The sequence below is a fragment of the Pandoraea captiosa genome (genome assembly GCF_902459775.1).
GTDB classification, from domain to species: Bacteria; Pseudomonadota; Gammaproteobacteria; order Burkholderiales; family Burkholderiaceae; genus Pandoraea; species Pandoraea captiosa.
Map to the genome: position 1 here is coordinate 28,368 of NZ_CABPSQ010000009.1, position 15,752 is coordinate 44,119.

At 64.4% G+C, this 15,752-nt stretch carries 13 protein-coding genes; 7 read left to right on the forward strand and 6 right to left on the reverse strand.

The features are described 5' to 3' along the window. Positions 1-31 precede the first annotated feature (31 nt). The 5 genes from PCA31118_RS19850 to PCA31118_RS19870 are packed head-to-tail and all read left to right on the forward strand — an operon-like array spanning position 32 to position 5,212. Positions 32-505, forward strand: coding sequence for a MarR family winged helix-turn-helix transcriptional regulator (locus tag PCA31118_RS19850; RefSeq protein WP_150626795.1), 474 nt, complete (start codon positions 32-34; stop codon positions 503-505). 6 nt (positions 506-511) lie between these two features. After that, the gene (locus tag PCA31118_RS19855) at positions 512-2,512 is read left to right on the forward strand and encodes an FUSC family protein (RefSeq protein WP_150626796.1); all 2,001 of its coding nucleotides are present in this window, start codon (positions 512-514) and stop codon (positions 2,510-2,512) included. Further along, on the forward strand, positions 2,509-2,718 hold the full coding sequence (locus PCA31118_RS19860) for a DUF1656 domain-containing protein (RefSeq protein WP_150626797.1): 210 nt from the start codon (positions 2,509-2,511) through the stop codon (positions 2,716-2,718). Before PCA31118_RS19855 ends, PCA31118_RS19860 begins: the two co-directional genes overlap by 4 nt. Beyond that, positions 2,715-3,671, forward strand: coding sequence for an efflux RND transporter periplasmic adaptor subunit (locus PCA31118_RS19865; protein WP_150626798.1), 957 nt, complete (start codon positions 2,715-2,717; stop codon positions 3,669-3,671). The genes PCA31118_RS19860 and PCA31118_RS19865 overlap by 4 nt, the downstream gene beginning before the upstream one ends. Before the next feature lie 44 nt (positions 3,672-3,715). Continuing rightward, positions 3,716-5,212 (forward strand): efflux transporter outer membrane subunit, encoded by a 1,497-nt coding sequence (locus PCA31118_RS19870; RefSeq protein ID WP_150626799.1) that lies wholly within the window; start codon positions 3,716-3,718, stop codon positions 5,210-5,212. A gap of 262 nt (positions 5,213-5,474) precedes the next feature. Here the strand turns inward: PCA31118_RS19870 and PCA31118_RS19875 are convergent, their stop codons facing one another. The 3 genes from PCA31118_RS19875 to PCA31118_RS19885 all read right to left on the reverse strand — a co-directional run bounded on the left by PCA31118_RS19875 (position 5,475) and on the right by PCA31118_RS19885 (position 7,931). After that, entirely contained in the window at positions 5,475-5,738 is a 264-nt protein-coding gene (locus PCA31118_RS19875) for a DUF4148 domain-containing protein (protein ID WP_150626800.1), read from the reverse strand. Between the two features lie 384 nt (positions 5,739-6,122). After that, positions 6,123-6,890, reverse strand: coding sequence for an autoinducer binding domain-containing protein (locus PCA31118_RS19880; RefSeq protein WP_150626801.1), 768 nt, complete (start codon positions 6,888-6,890; stop codon positions 6,123-6,125). 147 nt (positions 6,891-7,037) lie between these two features. Next, positions 7,038-7,931 carry a LysR family transcriptional regulator gene (locus PCA31118_RS19885; RefSeq protein WP_150626802.1) on the reverse strand — a complete coding sequence of 298 codons (894 nt, stop codon included), beginning with the start codon at positions 7,929-7,931 and terminating at the stop codon, positions 7,038-7,040. 204 nt (positions 7,932-8,135) lie between these two features. Here PCA31118_RS19885 and PCA31118_RS19890 point away from each other — a divergent pair, with 204 nt between their 5' ends. Continuing rightward, positions 8,136-9,311: an MFS transporter gene (locus PCA31118_RS19890; RefSeq protein ID WP_150626803.1), complete on the forward strand. Its 1,176-nt coding sequence runs from the start codon at positions 8,136-8,138 to the stop codon at positions 9,309-9,311. Here the strand turns inward: PCA31118_RS19890 and PCA31118_RS19895 are convergent. Next, on the reverse strand, positions 9,211-10,164 hold the full coding sequence (locus PCA31118_RS19895) for a LysR family transcriptional regulator (protein ID WP_150626804.1): 954 nt from the start codon (positions 10,162-10,164) through the stop codon (positions 9,211-9,213). The two genes, PCA31118_RS19890 and PCA31118_RS19895, sit on opposite strands and share 101 nt — an antisense overlap. Before the next feature lie 173 nt (positions 10,165-10,337). Here PCA31118_RS19895 and PCA31118_RS19900 point away from each other — a divergent pair, with 173 nt between their 5' ends. Next, complete coding sequence (locus PCA31118_RS19900) at positions 10,338-10,937, forward strand: nitroreductase family protein (RefSeq protein WP_044456716.1); 600 nt, start codon at positions 10,338-10,340, stop codon at positions 10,935-10,937. Positions 10,938-11,068: 131 nt separating this feature from the next. On the opposite strand, the gene PCA31118_RS19905 is transcribed toward PCA31118_RS19900, so the two are convergent. Beyond that, positions 11,069-12,532 (reverse strand): efflux transporter outer membrane subunit, encoded by a 1,464-nt coding sequence (locus PCA31118_RS19905; protein WP_150626805.1) that lies wholly within the window; start codon positions 12,530-12,532, stop codon positions 11,069-11,071. Beyond that, the gene (locus tag PCA31118_RS19910) at positions 12,529-15,750 is read right to left on the reverse strand and encodes a multidrug efflux RND transporter permease subunit (RefSeq protein ID WP_150626806.1); all 3,222 of its coding nucleotides are present in this window, start codon (positions 15,748-15,750) and stop codon (positions 12,529-12,531) included. The genes PCA31118_RS19905 and PCA31118_RS19910 overlap by 4 nt, the downstream gene beginning before the upstream one ends. Positions 15,751-15,752 lie beyond the last annotated feature (2 nt).

Below are 15,752 nucleotides of genomic sequence, written 5' to 3' on the forward strand. Positions count from 1 at the left end.
CTAATAATTAGTTAACATATAATCTTTCGCCATGACCTCCCTAGAATCGCTCCGCTTTGCCTTCACCAGCCATTTGCTGCTGGCGGGCAAACAGTGGCGCCAGTTGTCGCAGGGCGCGATCGTCGAATACGGTATCTCGGCGGCGAGCGCAGGCCCGTTGTTGTTCATCCGCCGTCTTGGCCAGGGTGTGCGTCAGGTCGAGCTCGCCGAATACGTGGGGCTCGAAGGCGCTTCTCTCGTGCGCCTGCTCGATCAGTTGTGCGCCGCCGGCCTGGTGGTGCGCGAAGTCGATGCGAGCGACCGGCGGGCCAACGCGCTGCGGCTCACGCCGGCGGGCGACGCGCTCGCCGAAAAGCTCGAATCGGAGCTCAGCCAGTTGCGCGCCAAGGTATTCGCGAACATCCCCCTGGAGGACTTCGAGGCGGTGTTGCGCGTGTTCGAAACGCTTAACCGCGCGGCCGACCCGGACGGGTCCATCCTCGCGATGGAGCTCCCGAAGAAGTAAAAGACCGTGCTTACCTGGCCATCTTCACGCGACTGGATTTTCTCGATCAAGGCGTTCGTCGCCTCGATGCTCGCGCTCTACATCGCACTCGCCCTCGGCCTGCCGCGCCCCTACTGGGCGATGGCGACGGTCTACATCGTGTCGCACCCGCTCACCGGCGCCACACGCTCCAAGGCGCTGTATCGCGTGTTCGGCACGCTGCTGGGCGCGGCCGCGTCGATCGCGTTCGTCCCGGCGCTCGTCGACACGCCCGAATTGCTGATGGCCGCCGTCGGACTGTGGACGGGCACGCTGCTCTACATTTCGTTGCTGCATCGCTCACCGCGCAGCTACGTGTTCCTGCTGGCGTCGTACACGCTGCCGCTCATCGCCCTGCCCGCCGTGAATACGCCGACGGGCATTTTCGATATCGCCATCGCGCGTGCCGAGGAGATCATTCTGGGCATCGTCTGCGCGAGCGTGGTCGGCGCCGTGATTCTGCCGACGAGCGTGGCCAAGGTGCTGCACGACCGCTCGACGCGCTGGCTCACCGATGCCGCACGCTGGACCACCGACATGCTCTCCGCCGATCCCGAGGGCAAGGCCACGCGACACATGAGCCGTCACCGCATGGCGGCGGACATTCTGGCGCTCGACCAGTTGATCAGCCAGTTGTCTTATGACGCCGATACGTCCGAGCGCGTGCGCGACGCGCAGGAATTGCGCGGACGCATGACCATGATGATGCCGGTACTCTCCACCGTGGCGTCGCTCGTGCAGACGTTGCGTCGGCATCCGCAAGGCGCCCCCGAAGCGCTCGAAGCGAAGATGGCCGAGGTCGTGGCATGGTTGCGTCGCGGCGCGCCTTCGCCTGCTCCCGCCCATCTGCTCAAGCCGCCCCAGTCTGCCAGCGAAGCGTCGGACTGGTACGGTGCGCTGGTCGCCGCGACGGAGGATCGTTTGCGCTCGCTGGTGCAACTCTGGCAAGACTGCGCCTCGCTGCAACGCCGCTTCGGTCAACCGGACGATGCGCCCGAATGGACACCGGCGTTCCCCTATTGGGAATTGGGCGGCGCGCGCCACTACGATCACGGCCTGTTGCTCTTCTCGACAGTCTCCGCCGCGCTGTGCACGTTTCTCATGGGCATGGTGTGGATCTACACGGGCTGGAACGATGGCGCCGCCGCCGTTTCGCTCGGCGCCGTGGCCTGCTGCTTCTTCGCCGCGATGGACGAGCCGGCGCCGTTCATCCGCTCGTTTTTCTGGGCGACGGCCGTCTGCGTGGTGTTCGCCGCCGTGTACGTGTTTTTCATTCTGACGAACGCCCACGATTTCGGTTTGCTCGTCGCGCTCTTTGCCGTGCCGTATCTGCTGCTCGGCACCTTCATACCGCAGCCGCGCTTTACCATGGTCGCCATGCTCGTCGCCGTGAATACCGCGAGCTTCGTGGGCATTCAGGGCGGGTACAGCGCCGACTTCCCGGCGTTCTTCAACAGTAATCTCGCGGGGCTTGCCGGCGTGTTGTTCGCGTTGGTGTGGACCTTGCAGACGCGTCCGTTCGGCACGCGCGTGGCCATGCGCCGCCTGATTCATTCGAGCTGGCGCGATATCGCCAGGAACGCCGTGGGACGCTCGGTGCGCGAACACAACCGCTTGCGCGCACGATTGCTCGACCGGCTCGGGCAACTGGTGCCGCGTCTGGCGGCGAGCGAGAGCGAAACGTCGAGCGACGGCTTCACCGAAGTCCGGGTCGAACTCTCGGCCCTGGCCTTGCAGCGTGAGCTGCCCCATCTGAATCCAGCGCAGCGCGGTGCCGTCGAAGCCGCGCTCACCGACGTGGCGCGCTTCTATCAGGCGCGACTCGACCAACAGGCGAGCCGGCCGGACAGTGCGCTGCAAGACAAGCTGCTGGGAGCCGTTCGTTCGTTGGTGGCGCATAGCGATCAGGCCTCGCGCAGTGCGCGGGCGTCGCTCATGGACATCCACGTCGCGCTGTTCCCCGTCACGACAACCGGGAGTGCCCAATGAGCGGCGAGATCGATATCTATGGCGTATTCGTGCCGACGCTGCTGGCCCTGATGGTCGTGGCGTTCGTACTCACCGGCGCGTTGCGCTTCGTGCTGGCGCGCCTGGGCTTCTACAAGCTCGTCTGGCACCGTTCGTTATTCAACCTTGCTGTGTACATCATCGCGCTGGGCGGCATCGTCGCCATTGCGCGCGCCTGCCAACCATGAAACTGAAACTTCGCTCTCTCGGCCCCGTCGTCCTGACGCTTGCCGTCTCCTGCGTTGCGATCTACGTGCTGCTGCACCTGTGGGACTACTACACCGTGGCCCCCTGGACGCGCGACGGTCGCATTCGCGCCGATATCGTGCAGGTCGCCCCCGATGTCTCCGGTCTCATCACCGATGTCGAGGTCAAGGACAACCAGCCGGTGCACCGCGGCGATCTGCTGTTCGTCATCGACCGCGACCGCTACACGCTCGCGTTGCAGCAGGCGGAGGCCACCGCCGCCGCGCAACGCGCCACGCTGGCGCAGGCACGTCGTGAGAACGCGCGCAATCATCAGTTGACGGAAGTCGTCGCGAAGGAAGTGGTCGAAGCCGGTCAGGCAAAAGTCGAATCGTCCGAGGCGGCCGTTGCGCAGGCGGACGCCGCCGTGCGTCTGGCCAAACTCAACCTCGAACGCACGCGCGTACTCGCGCCCGCCGACGGATATCTGAACGACCGGCTGCCGCGCGTGGGCGATTACGTAAGCACGGGTCGCCCCGTGCTCTCGATGGTCGACGCCAACTCGCTGCACGTCGAAGGCTATTTCGAAGAAACCAAGATGCGCGGCATCCATATCGGCGACAAGGTCGAGATTCGCCTGATGGGGGAGCGTCACGTACTGCATGGTCATGTGCAGAGCATCGTCGCGGGCATCGAAGACCGTGACCGCACCAGTGGCGCGTCGATGCTGCCGAACATCAATCCGACATTCAATTGGGTGCGTCTGGCCCAACGCATTCCGGTTCGCATCGCGCTCGACGATGTGCCCAAAGACATGCGCCTCGTCGCCGGGCGCACCGCCACGGTGACCGTGGTCGAAGGCAAGGACGACGGCCATCGGCCCACCCAGACCTCACAAGCGGTGAGCACGAGCGCGACGTCGCTCGCCGCCACACCGGCAGGAGCCCGCCGGTGAAGCCGCCGCTGAAGCTACTGATGAAGCCACGAATGAAGCCAATCATGAAGCGACACGCGCACCTGCTGAGCACCATGGCTGCGACGGCTGCGCTCATGGTTGGCTGCACGACCGTGGGTCCCGACTACCGTCTGCCGGATAGCGCCGCAATGCGTTCGCCCGACGCCAACGGCGCGCTTGCCGACGGCTCCCAACGTGCGGTATCCCTCGACGCGGTCCCCGACGACTGGTGGCGACTCTACGACGATCCCACGCTCGACGCGCTCGTGAAGCAGGCGCTTGCGGCAAACTCGAATGTGCGCGCCGCGCTGGCCAACGTGCAGCGCGCCATCGCGATGTACCACGAGGTCGAGTCGGAGAACCTGCCGCAAGGCGGCGTGCAGGCCGAAGCACTGCGTGCGCAGATTTCGGGCGAGAGCTTCCTCAAGGAAGAAAAGCTGCCGGTGGCGAACCTTGCGGTCGCCACGCTGGGCATCTCGTATCAGATCGACTTCTTCGGCAAGCTCGCCCGTGCGGACGAAGCCGCCCTCGCGGCCGCCGAAGCCAGCCAGGCCGCACTCGACGTGGCCCGCGTGAGCGTGGCCGCCGAGACCGTGCGCGCCTACGTGCAGGGCTGCGCTGCCAATCACGAATACGACATTGCCAACGCGCAGTTGAAGTTGCAGGAACGCAGCGTCGCCATCACGCGCAAGCTCGTGGACGCGGGACGCGATCAGCCCACGGATCTGTTACGCGCCCAGGCCCAGGCGGACACGTTGCGCGCCGCCTTGCCACGTTTCCAGGCGCAAGGCGAAGCCGCCAACGATCGGCTGGCGCTGCTGCTGGGGAAGGTGCCGGGCACGCTGGATGCGAGCGTCGTGCAATGTCGGCGCATTCCGCAACTCACACAAGCGCTGCCGGTCGGCGATGGCGCCGCGCTGCTCAAGCGCCGCCCCGACGTGCGTCAGGCAGAGCGTGAGTTGGCGTCTGCCACGGCGAAAATCGGCGTGGCGACGGCAGACCTCTATCCGTCGATCCGTATTGGCGCGTCCATCGGCGCAAACGGCCTGCTCGAACACTTCGGACAGGGACGCACCGAACAGTGGACGCTCGGGCCGATGGTCTCTTGGTCACTGCCGACGAACGGCGTACGTGCGCATATCAAAGGGATGGAAGCCGGCGCCGATGCCGCGCTCGCGCATTTCGACGGCGTCGTGCTCAAGGCAGTGCAGGAAACCAGAACGTCGCTCTCCGCTTACACCCGCGAACTGCAACGCGACCAAGCCTTGCGCGACGCGCGCGACAAATCGCGGGCGGCTGCCGAACAGAATCACAAGCTCTATCAGGCAGGCCGTGCCCCTTACCTGACGAGTCTCGACGCCGAACGCACGCACGCCAGCGCGGAAGCGGCGTTGGCGGCATCCGAGACGCAAGTGGCGATGGACCAGATCAATCTGTTCCTGGCCTTGGGCGGCGGATGGCAATCGAGCCACTCGGATACCGCGCACGGCGACGCGTCGCTGGCCGAATCGCACGGCGACACCCCCACCAGGACACGTTGAGTTGAGCCGAGACGGACCGGCGTCTTCATGACGCCGGACGCCAGAAACACACAAGCCCCGTCGGGAGAGAATCCTCGGGCGGGGCTGTGGTAAATGACGCGCAGGGCGTCGTTGGAACGATTCGCGCGGCGCGGGCGAGACGCGCTAGTGAATCTGGCGGGCGTCAGGCGGGCCGTCGACGAATCGCGGGACTGCTTCGGTACAACACTTCAGAGACTGCATCGACAACCGGATCGGTTGCCCGATGTCACGCACCACGACGTTAGTTTGCCGTCGGGGCCTGCGGAACTGCGGCGTGCTGCGCGGCCTCGATTTCGGCCGTGCGCTTTTGCAGCTGCACCGACTGCTCGTAGGTGTACGGGAAGTTGAATTCCGTCACCGGCGAGAGGCCGAGCTCGCGTGCGGCTTGCAGTTCTGCACGGACATGCTCACGGGTCACACCGCTCGACTGATCGGCGGCAAAGGCCGAGCCGGCGGCAACGCCGAGACTGACCAGTGCAATGGCGGCCAGCAGGTTCTTTTTCATGGAAAACTCCTTTTATCGTTCGTATCTCGCTCAGGGAAGCGAAAACCGCTAACCAATCAGTTTTCGCCATGAGTAAATTATAGTTTTCCCCTAGAAATGAACCAGCCACAAAGCGACAACACACTGTTTCGGAAATGGCGTGAAATCGGCTGAATCCAAACGCTGGAACGTCTCGAAAATCACGGAAAACGGTCATTAATCCCATACCGCGATAAATGTGAAATGGCGCAGATCTCTCGAAGACCGCGCTATTTCACCAGATGAAAAACAAGGCGCATCGCGTGGGAGAATTCTCGGGCGCCGCAATCGCAATCGGAAGGGAATAAACCAGACGCGTGAGCGCTAGGAAAAAGCGCTCACGGCATAGATGTGAACAACATCAGTTCAGGGAGAAATCAAACCGGTGCTGATGGCGGCCGCAATTGCCTGATGCCGGTTTACGGCGCCGAGCTTGCGCTTCGCGTTATTGATATGGAACGTCACGGTGTGTTCGGAGATTTTCAAAATCAACCCAATCTCCCACGCTGTTTTTCCACGCGCCGCCCATAACAGACTTTCGATTTCGCGAGGGCTGAGCTTGCCGGTGCTTCGACTCGCCACCCATTGCATGTCGAGCTGTTGAATCGCCTGATGGAAGTACAACGCGCTCAGATAGATTTCGCCGATCATGCGGGCTTCGAGTTCGGCCGACTCTTCGGGCGATTTCGCCGTGGCAGCGCTGAAAATGGCACGTTCGCCGGCCGCCCCGTAAATCGGGATCGAAACGCCGCAACCGAGCCCATGCGCGCGGGCGTCCGCGAAAATCGGGTGCGGTCGCTTTTGCGTCAGGAAGGTGCGCCAGAGGATCGGCAGCGGCGACAGATTCGCAGCCACGAGCACCGGATCCACTTCCGCATAGCCCGCACTCTGATAGCGCTCGATCCAGGCCGGGGGAAATGTCGTGAAGATATGACGGCTGGGCATTCCCTGCGCAGAAATGAACTGGTCGTCCATCTGAAACGCAGCCGCCTCGCGTTCACGACGTGGCAATAGCGGGGCATAGAACAACGCATCGTATTCCAGCGTTTGCGTCAGTTTCTGAAACTCGGCGTCCAGCGCCTCGACCGAGCGGGCACCAAGCAGCCCCTCATATCGATAAAGATTGTGATGCATTGCGAGTTGCACGTTCTCAATAATTGCCGGTGGAATGCCGATATTCGCGCATTGTAGTCTGAGCTTTGCATTTTGCGGGGAGTAATTTTGCCCAATAAAACAACAATGACATTTCACATGGACTGCGAAAGATTTTCACACCGAATTTCAGACCTCGCAGCCCAGTGCCTCCAACGCAGACAAGACTTTTCGCAATCCGGGCGTAAGCGGTTTATCTTGCCGAACGACAATCGCAAGCGTTCTGGACAATGCCGGAGTCAGGGTCGCCATACGCAATCCGCGGCGGTGATGGACGGCATTGACCGCCATGCGCGGCACGATGCCGTAGCCCAGTCCGGCCGCGACCATTTCCTTGATGGCTTCGATGCTGCCCAACGCCATGACCGGGCGCACGCGAAGTCCCGCCCGCAAGAACCATTCGTCGATCAGCATCCGGGTACTGCTGCCCGATTCGAACGCAACCATCGGCGAGATAGCGAGTGTGTGCGGCGTGACTTCCTGCGCCCATTCACGGTCCCCGGTCGGTGCGATGGCAACGAATTCGTCGCGCAACACCGGCGTGATGTGCAGGCTGCGGCCGGCGGCCGGTAGCGTGACCAGTCCGATGTCGAGCCGGTTCTCCGTGACGGCAGCCACGATGTCGTCGGTATTGCCGGTACTCACGCGGATATCGAGCAACGGATGGCGCTTGCGCATGGCGCGCAGCATCGGAGGCAGCAAGTGAATGCACGCGGTCGCGCCCGTGCCGATCGCCACTTCGCCCGCAACACCACGTGCGTGGGTCGTCAGTGCCTGCATGGCGTCTTCCACGGCGGCATCGATGCGACGGGCATGGTCGAGCAGCGTGAGGCCGGCCGAAGTCGGCTTGAGTCGCTTGCCAACACGCTCGATCAACCTGACGTTCAGCCGCTGCTCCAACTGGCGGACCTGAAGGCTGACCGCAGGTTGCGACAGATCGAGGCGGGCGGCAGCCGCTGAAAAACTGCCGGCGTCGATCACCTCGGAGAAAGTGTGCAGTTGATCCAGATTCAGGCGGCGCATCTCAAAGTTTTCCTTATGAACCGGATAAGATGCCAAGACTTTACCAAGAGATGCCGTCAGCGCACCATGCGTTGAGTGACCGGACGTCCGGCGCGCCCCTGCGACGCGCGCGCGCTCTGCCCATATCAGTCCCCTGTTCGTCAGCATCCGTTCGCATCCGTCCATATCATCCGCCCCACGCCACTCACTCTGCCGCCCTCCGTCATGCCCATCGTCATCCGACTCGGCCTCGCACAACTCATCAACTGGGGTGCGAACTTCTATTTGCCAGGCGCCTTTGCCTGGCGAATCGCGCGCGACACGGGATGGGCGCAGACATGGGTGTTTGCCGGGCCGTCGCTCGCCATGCTCGTCATGGCAGCCGTCTCGCCGATGTCGGGCCGCTGGCTCGACCGCCTGGGCGGTCGCAGGGTCATGTGTCTTGGCACGCTGGTCTGCACGGTCGGCTGCGTCACATTGGCTACAAGCACCACATTGGTGCAATATTTCGCCGCATGGTGCCTGTTGGGCATCGGCATGCGGTGCTCGCTCTACGACGCGGCGTTCGCCACCCTCGCTGCGCTTTACGGCGCCGCTGCGCGACGTCCCATGACGCAGATCACGCTCATCGGCGGGTTGGCGACGACGGTCTTCTGGCCGCTGGGCAACTGGCTGGGCGACAGATGGGGATGGCGCATCGGCGTCTTTGTCTTCGGGGCCATCGGCCTGCTTGCCTGGGCACTGCTGCGCGGCCTGCCCGCCACGCCGCCGCGGGTGACGGCGCACGGCGACGCGCGCCGGTTGCGCGCCCCTTTGCCAAGGACACCCGCCGTGCTCTACGGCGCCATCATGGCATTGGTGTCGATACTGTCGTCGGGACTGGCCGCGCACCTGCCGTCGCTGCTCGGGGTGCGCGGGTTGCCGGTGGGGCTGGCGGCCTTGTGGGGGGTGGGGCAAGTATGCGCCCGAACGCTGGAATGGCTGCAACCGCGTCAGGCCAGTGCGCTGGGGCTCAACGTCGTGGTCGGTTGCGGTCTGCCGGTTTGCTTTGCATTGGGACTGGCCGGCATGTCTTATGCCCTCGCCGCCGGCGTTTTCATCTTTTGCTACGGCGCCCTGAACGGACTGGCAACGCTGTTGCGCGCCAGCCTGCCGCTCGAACTCTTTGCACACGACGCTTACGCCCGCGCGCTGGGCACGTTGCTGACCCCGGCGTTCGCGCTCTCGGCCGTCTCGCCGTGGGGTTACGCACTCGCGCGCGAGCATTGGGGAGAGATGGCAATTCTGTGGGTCTCGCTCGTCATCGGTCTGCTGATCGCGGCAGCTGCGCTATCGCTTCGGCGTCTGACGCCGCCAGCACCTGTTCCACAAACGTCCGAAGGAACTCGATCCACGTCTTGACCTTGGCATCGAGATACAGGCGCGACGCATAGACCGCGTACACGTTCGTGCCCTGCAACTCGTATTCGGGCAGCACACGGACCAGCGAACCATTGCGCAAGGCCGCGAGGGCACTGAGCAACGGGACCGGGGCGACACCGCATCCGCTCACGAGCGCCGCCGTGAGCGAATCTGCGGTATTGACGCGCAGGCGCCCGGGGGGGATTGCCAGTTTCCTCGGGCCGTCCGGCCCCTCGAACAGCCAATGTTCGACGGTGTAATGCGGCGCCTGCAATCGCACCCGCGTATGCTGCGCCAACTCGTCGAGCGAGCGCGGCGCACCGTGCGTGGCGAGGTAGTGCGGCGCGGCGCACAACACTGACGCCATGCGGCAGATCCGGGCCGACACGAGCCCGGAATCGGGCAGTTGCGAGGCCGCAAGACGCAGCGAGACGTCGATGTTCTCTTCAAGCAGGTCGGGCACGCGCGACGACAACAGCAGGTCGGCTTCAACATCCGGGTACTGCTCGAGAAAGCGCGCCAGCGCGGGCACGACGAACACCTGCCCGAAGCTCGCAGGCGCGTGCAGACGCAATGTGCCGCTGGGTGCGGCGCTCGCGGCCCCCGCCTCGGCTTCCGACACATCCACCAACGCGATGATGTCCCGGCAACGGGCGAGATAGCGCTTGCCGGCGTCGGTGAGCGCGAGCTTGCGTGTCGTGCGATGCAGCAGCCGCGTGCGTAGATGCGCCTCAAGCTCGGAGATGGCCTTCGAGACTTGCGGCGTGGTCATGTCCAGCGCGCGGGCGGCCCCGGCAAAGCTCGCGCCGTCGGCCACGCGCACGAAGATTCGCATGTTCTTCAAGGTGTTCATGACACGGGATGATATCTCCCCGTTATATCGACGTGCACCGATATTGGTTGGGATCGCGCGGGGCTCACGGTATCCTAGCGGCCCGATGAGGCTCCCCCGAGCACTCATTCGACGCCGATTCGAAAGACGATTCGAAAGACTTTCCGCTGTATTTTTGCCGACGAGACACTCGCATGACCGATATCAACACCCGTCAAGCCGACCACCCGATCGACGCGCAATTCGTGGCACGCTGGTCGCCGCGCGCGTTCAAGGATGAAACGATTCCCGAAGCCACCCTCTTGTCGTTCTTCGAGGCCGCGCGCTGGGCCCCGTCGGCCTTCAACGCCCAGCCGTGGCGCTTCGTCTACGCGCGCCGTGGCACGCCGCACTGGGACCAGTTCGTCGGCTTTCTCAACGAATTCAACCAGAGCTGGGCCAAACACGCCGCTGCCATCGTGATCGTAATTTCGAAGTCGACACTCACGCCGCCGGGCAGCGACACGGAAGTGCCTGCCGCAACGCACAGCTTCGATGCCGGCGCCGCATGGGGCTACCTCGCGCTGCAAGCGTCGCTCTCGGGTTGGGCCACGCATGGTCTGGCAGGCATCGAGTACGACAAGATTCGCAACGAACTCGATCTCTCGCCGAAATACAAGATCGAAGCGGCCATTGCGATCGGGCGTCCGGGCGGCGATGTGAACACGCTGCCGGAAGGTCTGCGTGCGCGCGAGGTACCGAGCCCGCGCGATCCGCTCGCGAAGATTGCGGCGGAAGGCCGATTCGCGTTCTGAAGCGGACACCGCGCGCTCGGGCCACCGGCGGGTCGTCAATGACCGACGCTATGTGCCCGGCCCATGACAAAACCCCGCCGGGTCTTTCGATCCGGCGGGGTTTTGTTTGACGGTCCAGCGTCCTCCGGGGGTCAGGACGCTTCGCCCCCCGACGTCCAGCCACCGCCCAGTGCGCGATACAGGGCCACGTGATTGACCAGCACCCGCTGCTTCACGTCGATCAACTGCTGCGCCGCCTGAAACGCGCTGCGCTGCGCATCGAGCAGTTCGAGGTAGCTCGCCACGCCGTTTGCATAACGGCGCTCGGCCAATTGCAGCCGCTCACGCTCGCCATCCGATACGCGCTTTTGCGCTTCGAGCTGTCGCGCGAGCCACTGCTGCGCAGCGAGTGCATCGTTGACCTCGGCGAACGCCGTCTGAATGGCGTGCTCATACGAGACCACCGCCATCTCCTTGCGGACGTTCGCAAGATCCAGCCCCTGCATGTTGCGTCCGCCCTCGAAGATGGGCACGGTGATCTGCGGCATGAACGACCACACACCGGTACCTGCGGTGAACAGATCGGAGAACCGCGAACTGGCCGTGCCGATATCGGTCGTCAGCCTGATCGAAGGAAAGAACGCCGCGCGCGCAGCCCCGATATTCGCGTTCGCGCCGCGCAGCGTGGCCTCGGCCTGACGAATGTCCGGTCGACGCATCAGCAGCGACGACGGCAGCCCGGCTGCCACCGGCACGACGAATGCGCTGTCGAGCGTGGTTTCCGTGTACGGACGCGTCGAGACATCGCCCGTGAGTATCTGCAACACGTGCACGATCTCGCTGCGTTGTCGCTCCCGCTCGGCCAACGCCGCACGCGCGACCTCGACCTGCGTCGTCTCCGTATTGAGATCGAGGCCGTCGATCAGTCCGCGCTCGGCGCGCAGACGGATGACTTTCATGCCTGCCTCGCGCGCCGCCAGCACCTTGAACGCATAAGCGGTCTGTTCATTGGCGGCGATCAGGCCGATGTACGCGCTCGCCACCTCCGCCACGAGGCTGACCTGTGCCGCGCGCTGTGCCTCTTCGCTCGCCAGGTACGCCTGCAACGCGGCGTCGCGCAGGCTGCGCACGCGCCCGAAGAAGTCGAGCTCGAACGCGCTCACGCCCACCGTTGCCCGCACGTCGTTGGCAACGTATCCGCCGGGTACCGGGCCGACACCGTCGGGCTGACCGGCCGAGCCGGAATAGCGCTGACGGGAGAACGTCCCGCCCGCCTGAACGCTCGGCAACAGGTTGGCGCGCTCGATACCGTATAGCGCACGCGCCTCCTGCACGCGCAGCGACGCCAGACGCAAATCCCGATTCTGCGCGAGCGCCTTACGAATCAGGCCCTGCAACTGCGGATCGGTGAAGACCTCGGCCCAATCGTCGTCCGCCGATCGCGGCGCAGCCAGCGCCAGCGGCACGTCGCCGCCCGACGGCGTGGCCTCGTACGTCGTGGGCATCGGTGCGGCCGGACGCTCATACGTCGGCGCCAGCGTGCATCCGCCGAGCAGCGTGAAAACGCACGCGGCGGCAATGGTTATCCCGCGCAGGCGGGGTCGAAACATCGTCATACCTTCCCCTCGGCGACCGGCCCGCGATGGCCGTTGTTGCCGTCATTACCGTCCATTGGGTCGACACTCCCGGCGCCGTCGTTGCCGCCATTCGTGTCGTTACCGCCATTGCGGCCCGTTCCAACCTTCTGCCCCCGGCGCACGAAGCGGCCGACGATCAGGAAAAACAACGGCACCAGGAAAATCGCCAGCACGGTCGCCGTGACGATACCGCCAAGCACCGCCACACCGATGGCACGCTGTGCCCCCGACGCCGGCCCCGAGGCGATCGCCAGCGGCACCACGCCGAAGCCGAACGCCAGCGACGTCATGACGATGGGACGCAAACGCAGACGCGCCGCCTCCACCGCCGCGTCGAGCCACCCCATGCCCTGCTTCGTGAGATCGTTGGCGACTTCCACGATCAGGATCGCGTTCTTCGCCGACAGACCGATGGTCGCGATCAGACCCACCTTGAAGTAGATGTCGTTGGGCATGCCCAGCAGACTGACCGCACCGAGTGCGCCGATCACGCCGAGCGGCACCACCATGATCACCGCCGCCGGAATCGCCCAGCTCTCGTAGAGCGCGGCGAGCGCAAGGAACACCACCAGCACCGACAACGCAAACAGCATCGGCGCCTGCGCTCCCGAGTCGCGCTCCTCCAGCGACTGCCCGCTCCACTCATGGCCAATGCCCGCGGGCATCTCCGCCATCAACTGCTCCATGCGCGCCATCGCTTCGCCGCTGCTCTTGCCTGGCGCGGCTTCGCCCTGGATCGTGAACGACGGGTAGCCGTTGTACCGCTTGAGTTGCGGCGAACCGAGCTTCCACTTCAGTGCAACGAAGGCCGAGAGCGGGACCATCTCGCCGTTGGCATTGCGCACGCGCAGATTGCCGACATCCTCGGGGGTCACACGCTGACGTCCGTCCGACTGCACGAGCACCCGACGGTTTTCCGCACCGAGCATGAAGTCGCCCACATAGTCGGAGCCGAACATGGTCGCCAGCGTGGTGTTTACATCGTCCATGCTGACGCCCAGCGCTTCCATCTTGCGACGATCGATGCTCACGTCGACCTGTGGCACGTCACCCTGTCCGGCGAAGATCACGTTCTTGAGCACGGGGTCCTTGGCCGCCTTGTGCAGCAGATCGTCGCGTGCGGCGGTGAAGACCTCCTTGCCCACGCCGGCCCGGTCCTGCAGGCGCAGGTTGAAACCGTTCGAAGACCCCAGTTCCGGCAGCGCCGGGCTGTTCATCGCGATCATCATGCGATCGGGCTGCCCGGTAAACTTCTCGTTCACGCGATCGACGATGGCATTCACGCCGTCGTGTTTCGAGGTGCGCTCGTGCCAGTCCTTGAGCGTGACGTACAACATGCCGCCGCCCGGGCCCGCACCGAACTCGTTCCAGCCGCCCAGCACGAACACATGCTTGACCGGCTCGTTTTGCATCAGATACTGCTCGATGCGCTTGAGCGCCGTCATGGCCTCCGGCAGCGTGGCCCCTTGCGGCTCGGACGCCATGATCATGAAGCTGCCCGTGTCTTCCTCGGGAATGAACGCCGACGGCAGGCGCATGAACGCCAGCGGCACGGCGATCAGCACCAGCGCGTAGACCAGCATGGCGCGCCACGGCCGACGCAACGTCTTGCCGACAGTGCGTGTGTAGCGCTCGGTGCCCACCGCGAACGTGCGGTTGAACCAGCCGAAGAAGCCGCGCTTTTCGTGATGATCGGCAGCGATCGGGCGCAACAACGTGGCGCACAGCGCCGGCGTGAGCGACAGCGCGAGGAACGCCGAGAAGCCGATGGAGACGGCCAGCGTCACCGCGAACTGCCGGTAGATGTTGCCCACGGCGCCCGAGAAGAACGCCATCGGCACGAACACCGTCACCAGCACGACCGTAATGCCCACGATGGCGCCACTGATCTGCTGCATCGCCTTGACGGTGGCCGCATAGGGCGACAGTCCCTCCTCCACCATGATCCGCTCGGTGTTTTCGACCACGACGATGGCGTCGTCCACGAGAATGCCGATCGCCAGCACCATGCCGAACATCGTCAGGGTGTTGATCGAATAGCCGAGCCCGAGCAGCACGCCGAAGGTGCCCAGCAATGCGACCGGCACGACCAGCGTCGGAATCAGCGTCGCACGCAGGTTCTGCATGAACAGGTACATCACCAGGAACACGAGCACGATGGCTTCGAGCAGGGTCTTCACGACCTTCTGAATCGAGACCTTCACGAACGAAGCGGTCTCGTAAGGCATCTGATAGTCGACACCTGCCGGGAACAGCTTTGCCTGTTCGTCCATGACCTGGCGTACGGCCTTCATCACCTCCACCGCATTCGAGCCGGCAGCCAGCTTGATACCCATGGCGGTCGCGGGCATGGCGTCCACACGCGCCGAGTAGTTGTAGTCCGACGCCCCCAGCTCCACGCGCGCCACGTCGCCCAGCCGGATCGCCGAGCCATCGGCACGCACGCGCAGCGGAATGTTGGCGAACTCCTCCGGCGTGGACAGTGCGCTGTCGGACACCACGTTGGCGTTGATCGGCGCCGACGTGGGCGTCGCCCCCGCCCCGAGGTCCCCGATCGTCACGCGTGCGTTATAGGCACGCACCCTGGAGACAATGTCGGAGGCGGTCAGATCGAGCGCGACGAGCCGGGCCGCATCGGGCCAGATACGAATGGCCTTCTCGGTGCCCCAGAACTGCACCTGACCCACGCCCGGCACCCGCTTGAGCTGGTTCATCACCTGCGACGCGGCAATTTCCCCGAGATCGAACTCGTTGATCGCCGGGTTGCGCGACGAGAGCGTGACAACCATATGGATGTTGTCGGCGGCACGCTCGACTTTCACGCCATAACGGCGCACCACTTCGGGCAAGCGCGACTCCACCGTCTTCAGGCGGTTCTGCACTTCCACGGCCGCGAGATCGAGGCTGGTGCCCTGACGGAACGTGAGGTTGACCGACGACTCGCCGTTACCGCTCGTGGATGACGTGTACATCAGCCCCGGGGCGCCATTCATCTGGCGCTCGATGATCGCGGTCACCGAATCTTCGACGACCTTCGCCGAAGCGCCCGGGTAGCTGCTCCACACGCTGACCATCGGCGGCGCAATGTCGGGGTACTGCGCCACCGGCAACGCCCGGATCGCGAGCACGCCGACGAGCGTAATCATCAGAGAGATCACCCAGGCAAAGACCGGGCGATCGATAAAGAAACGGGCCATTG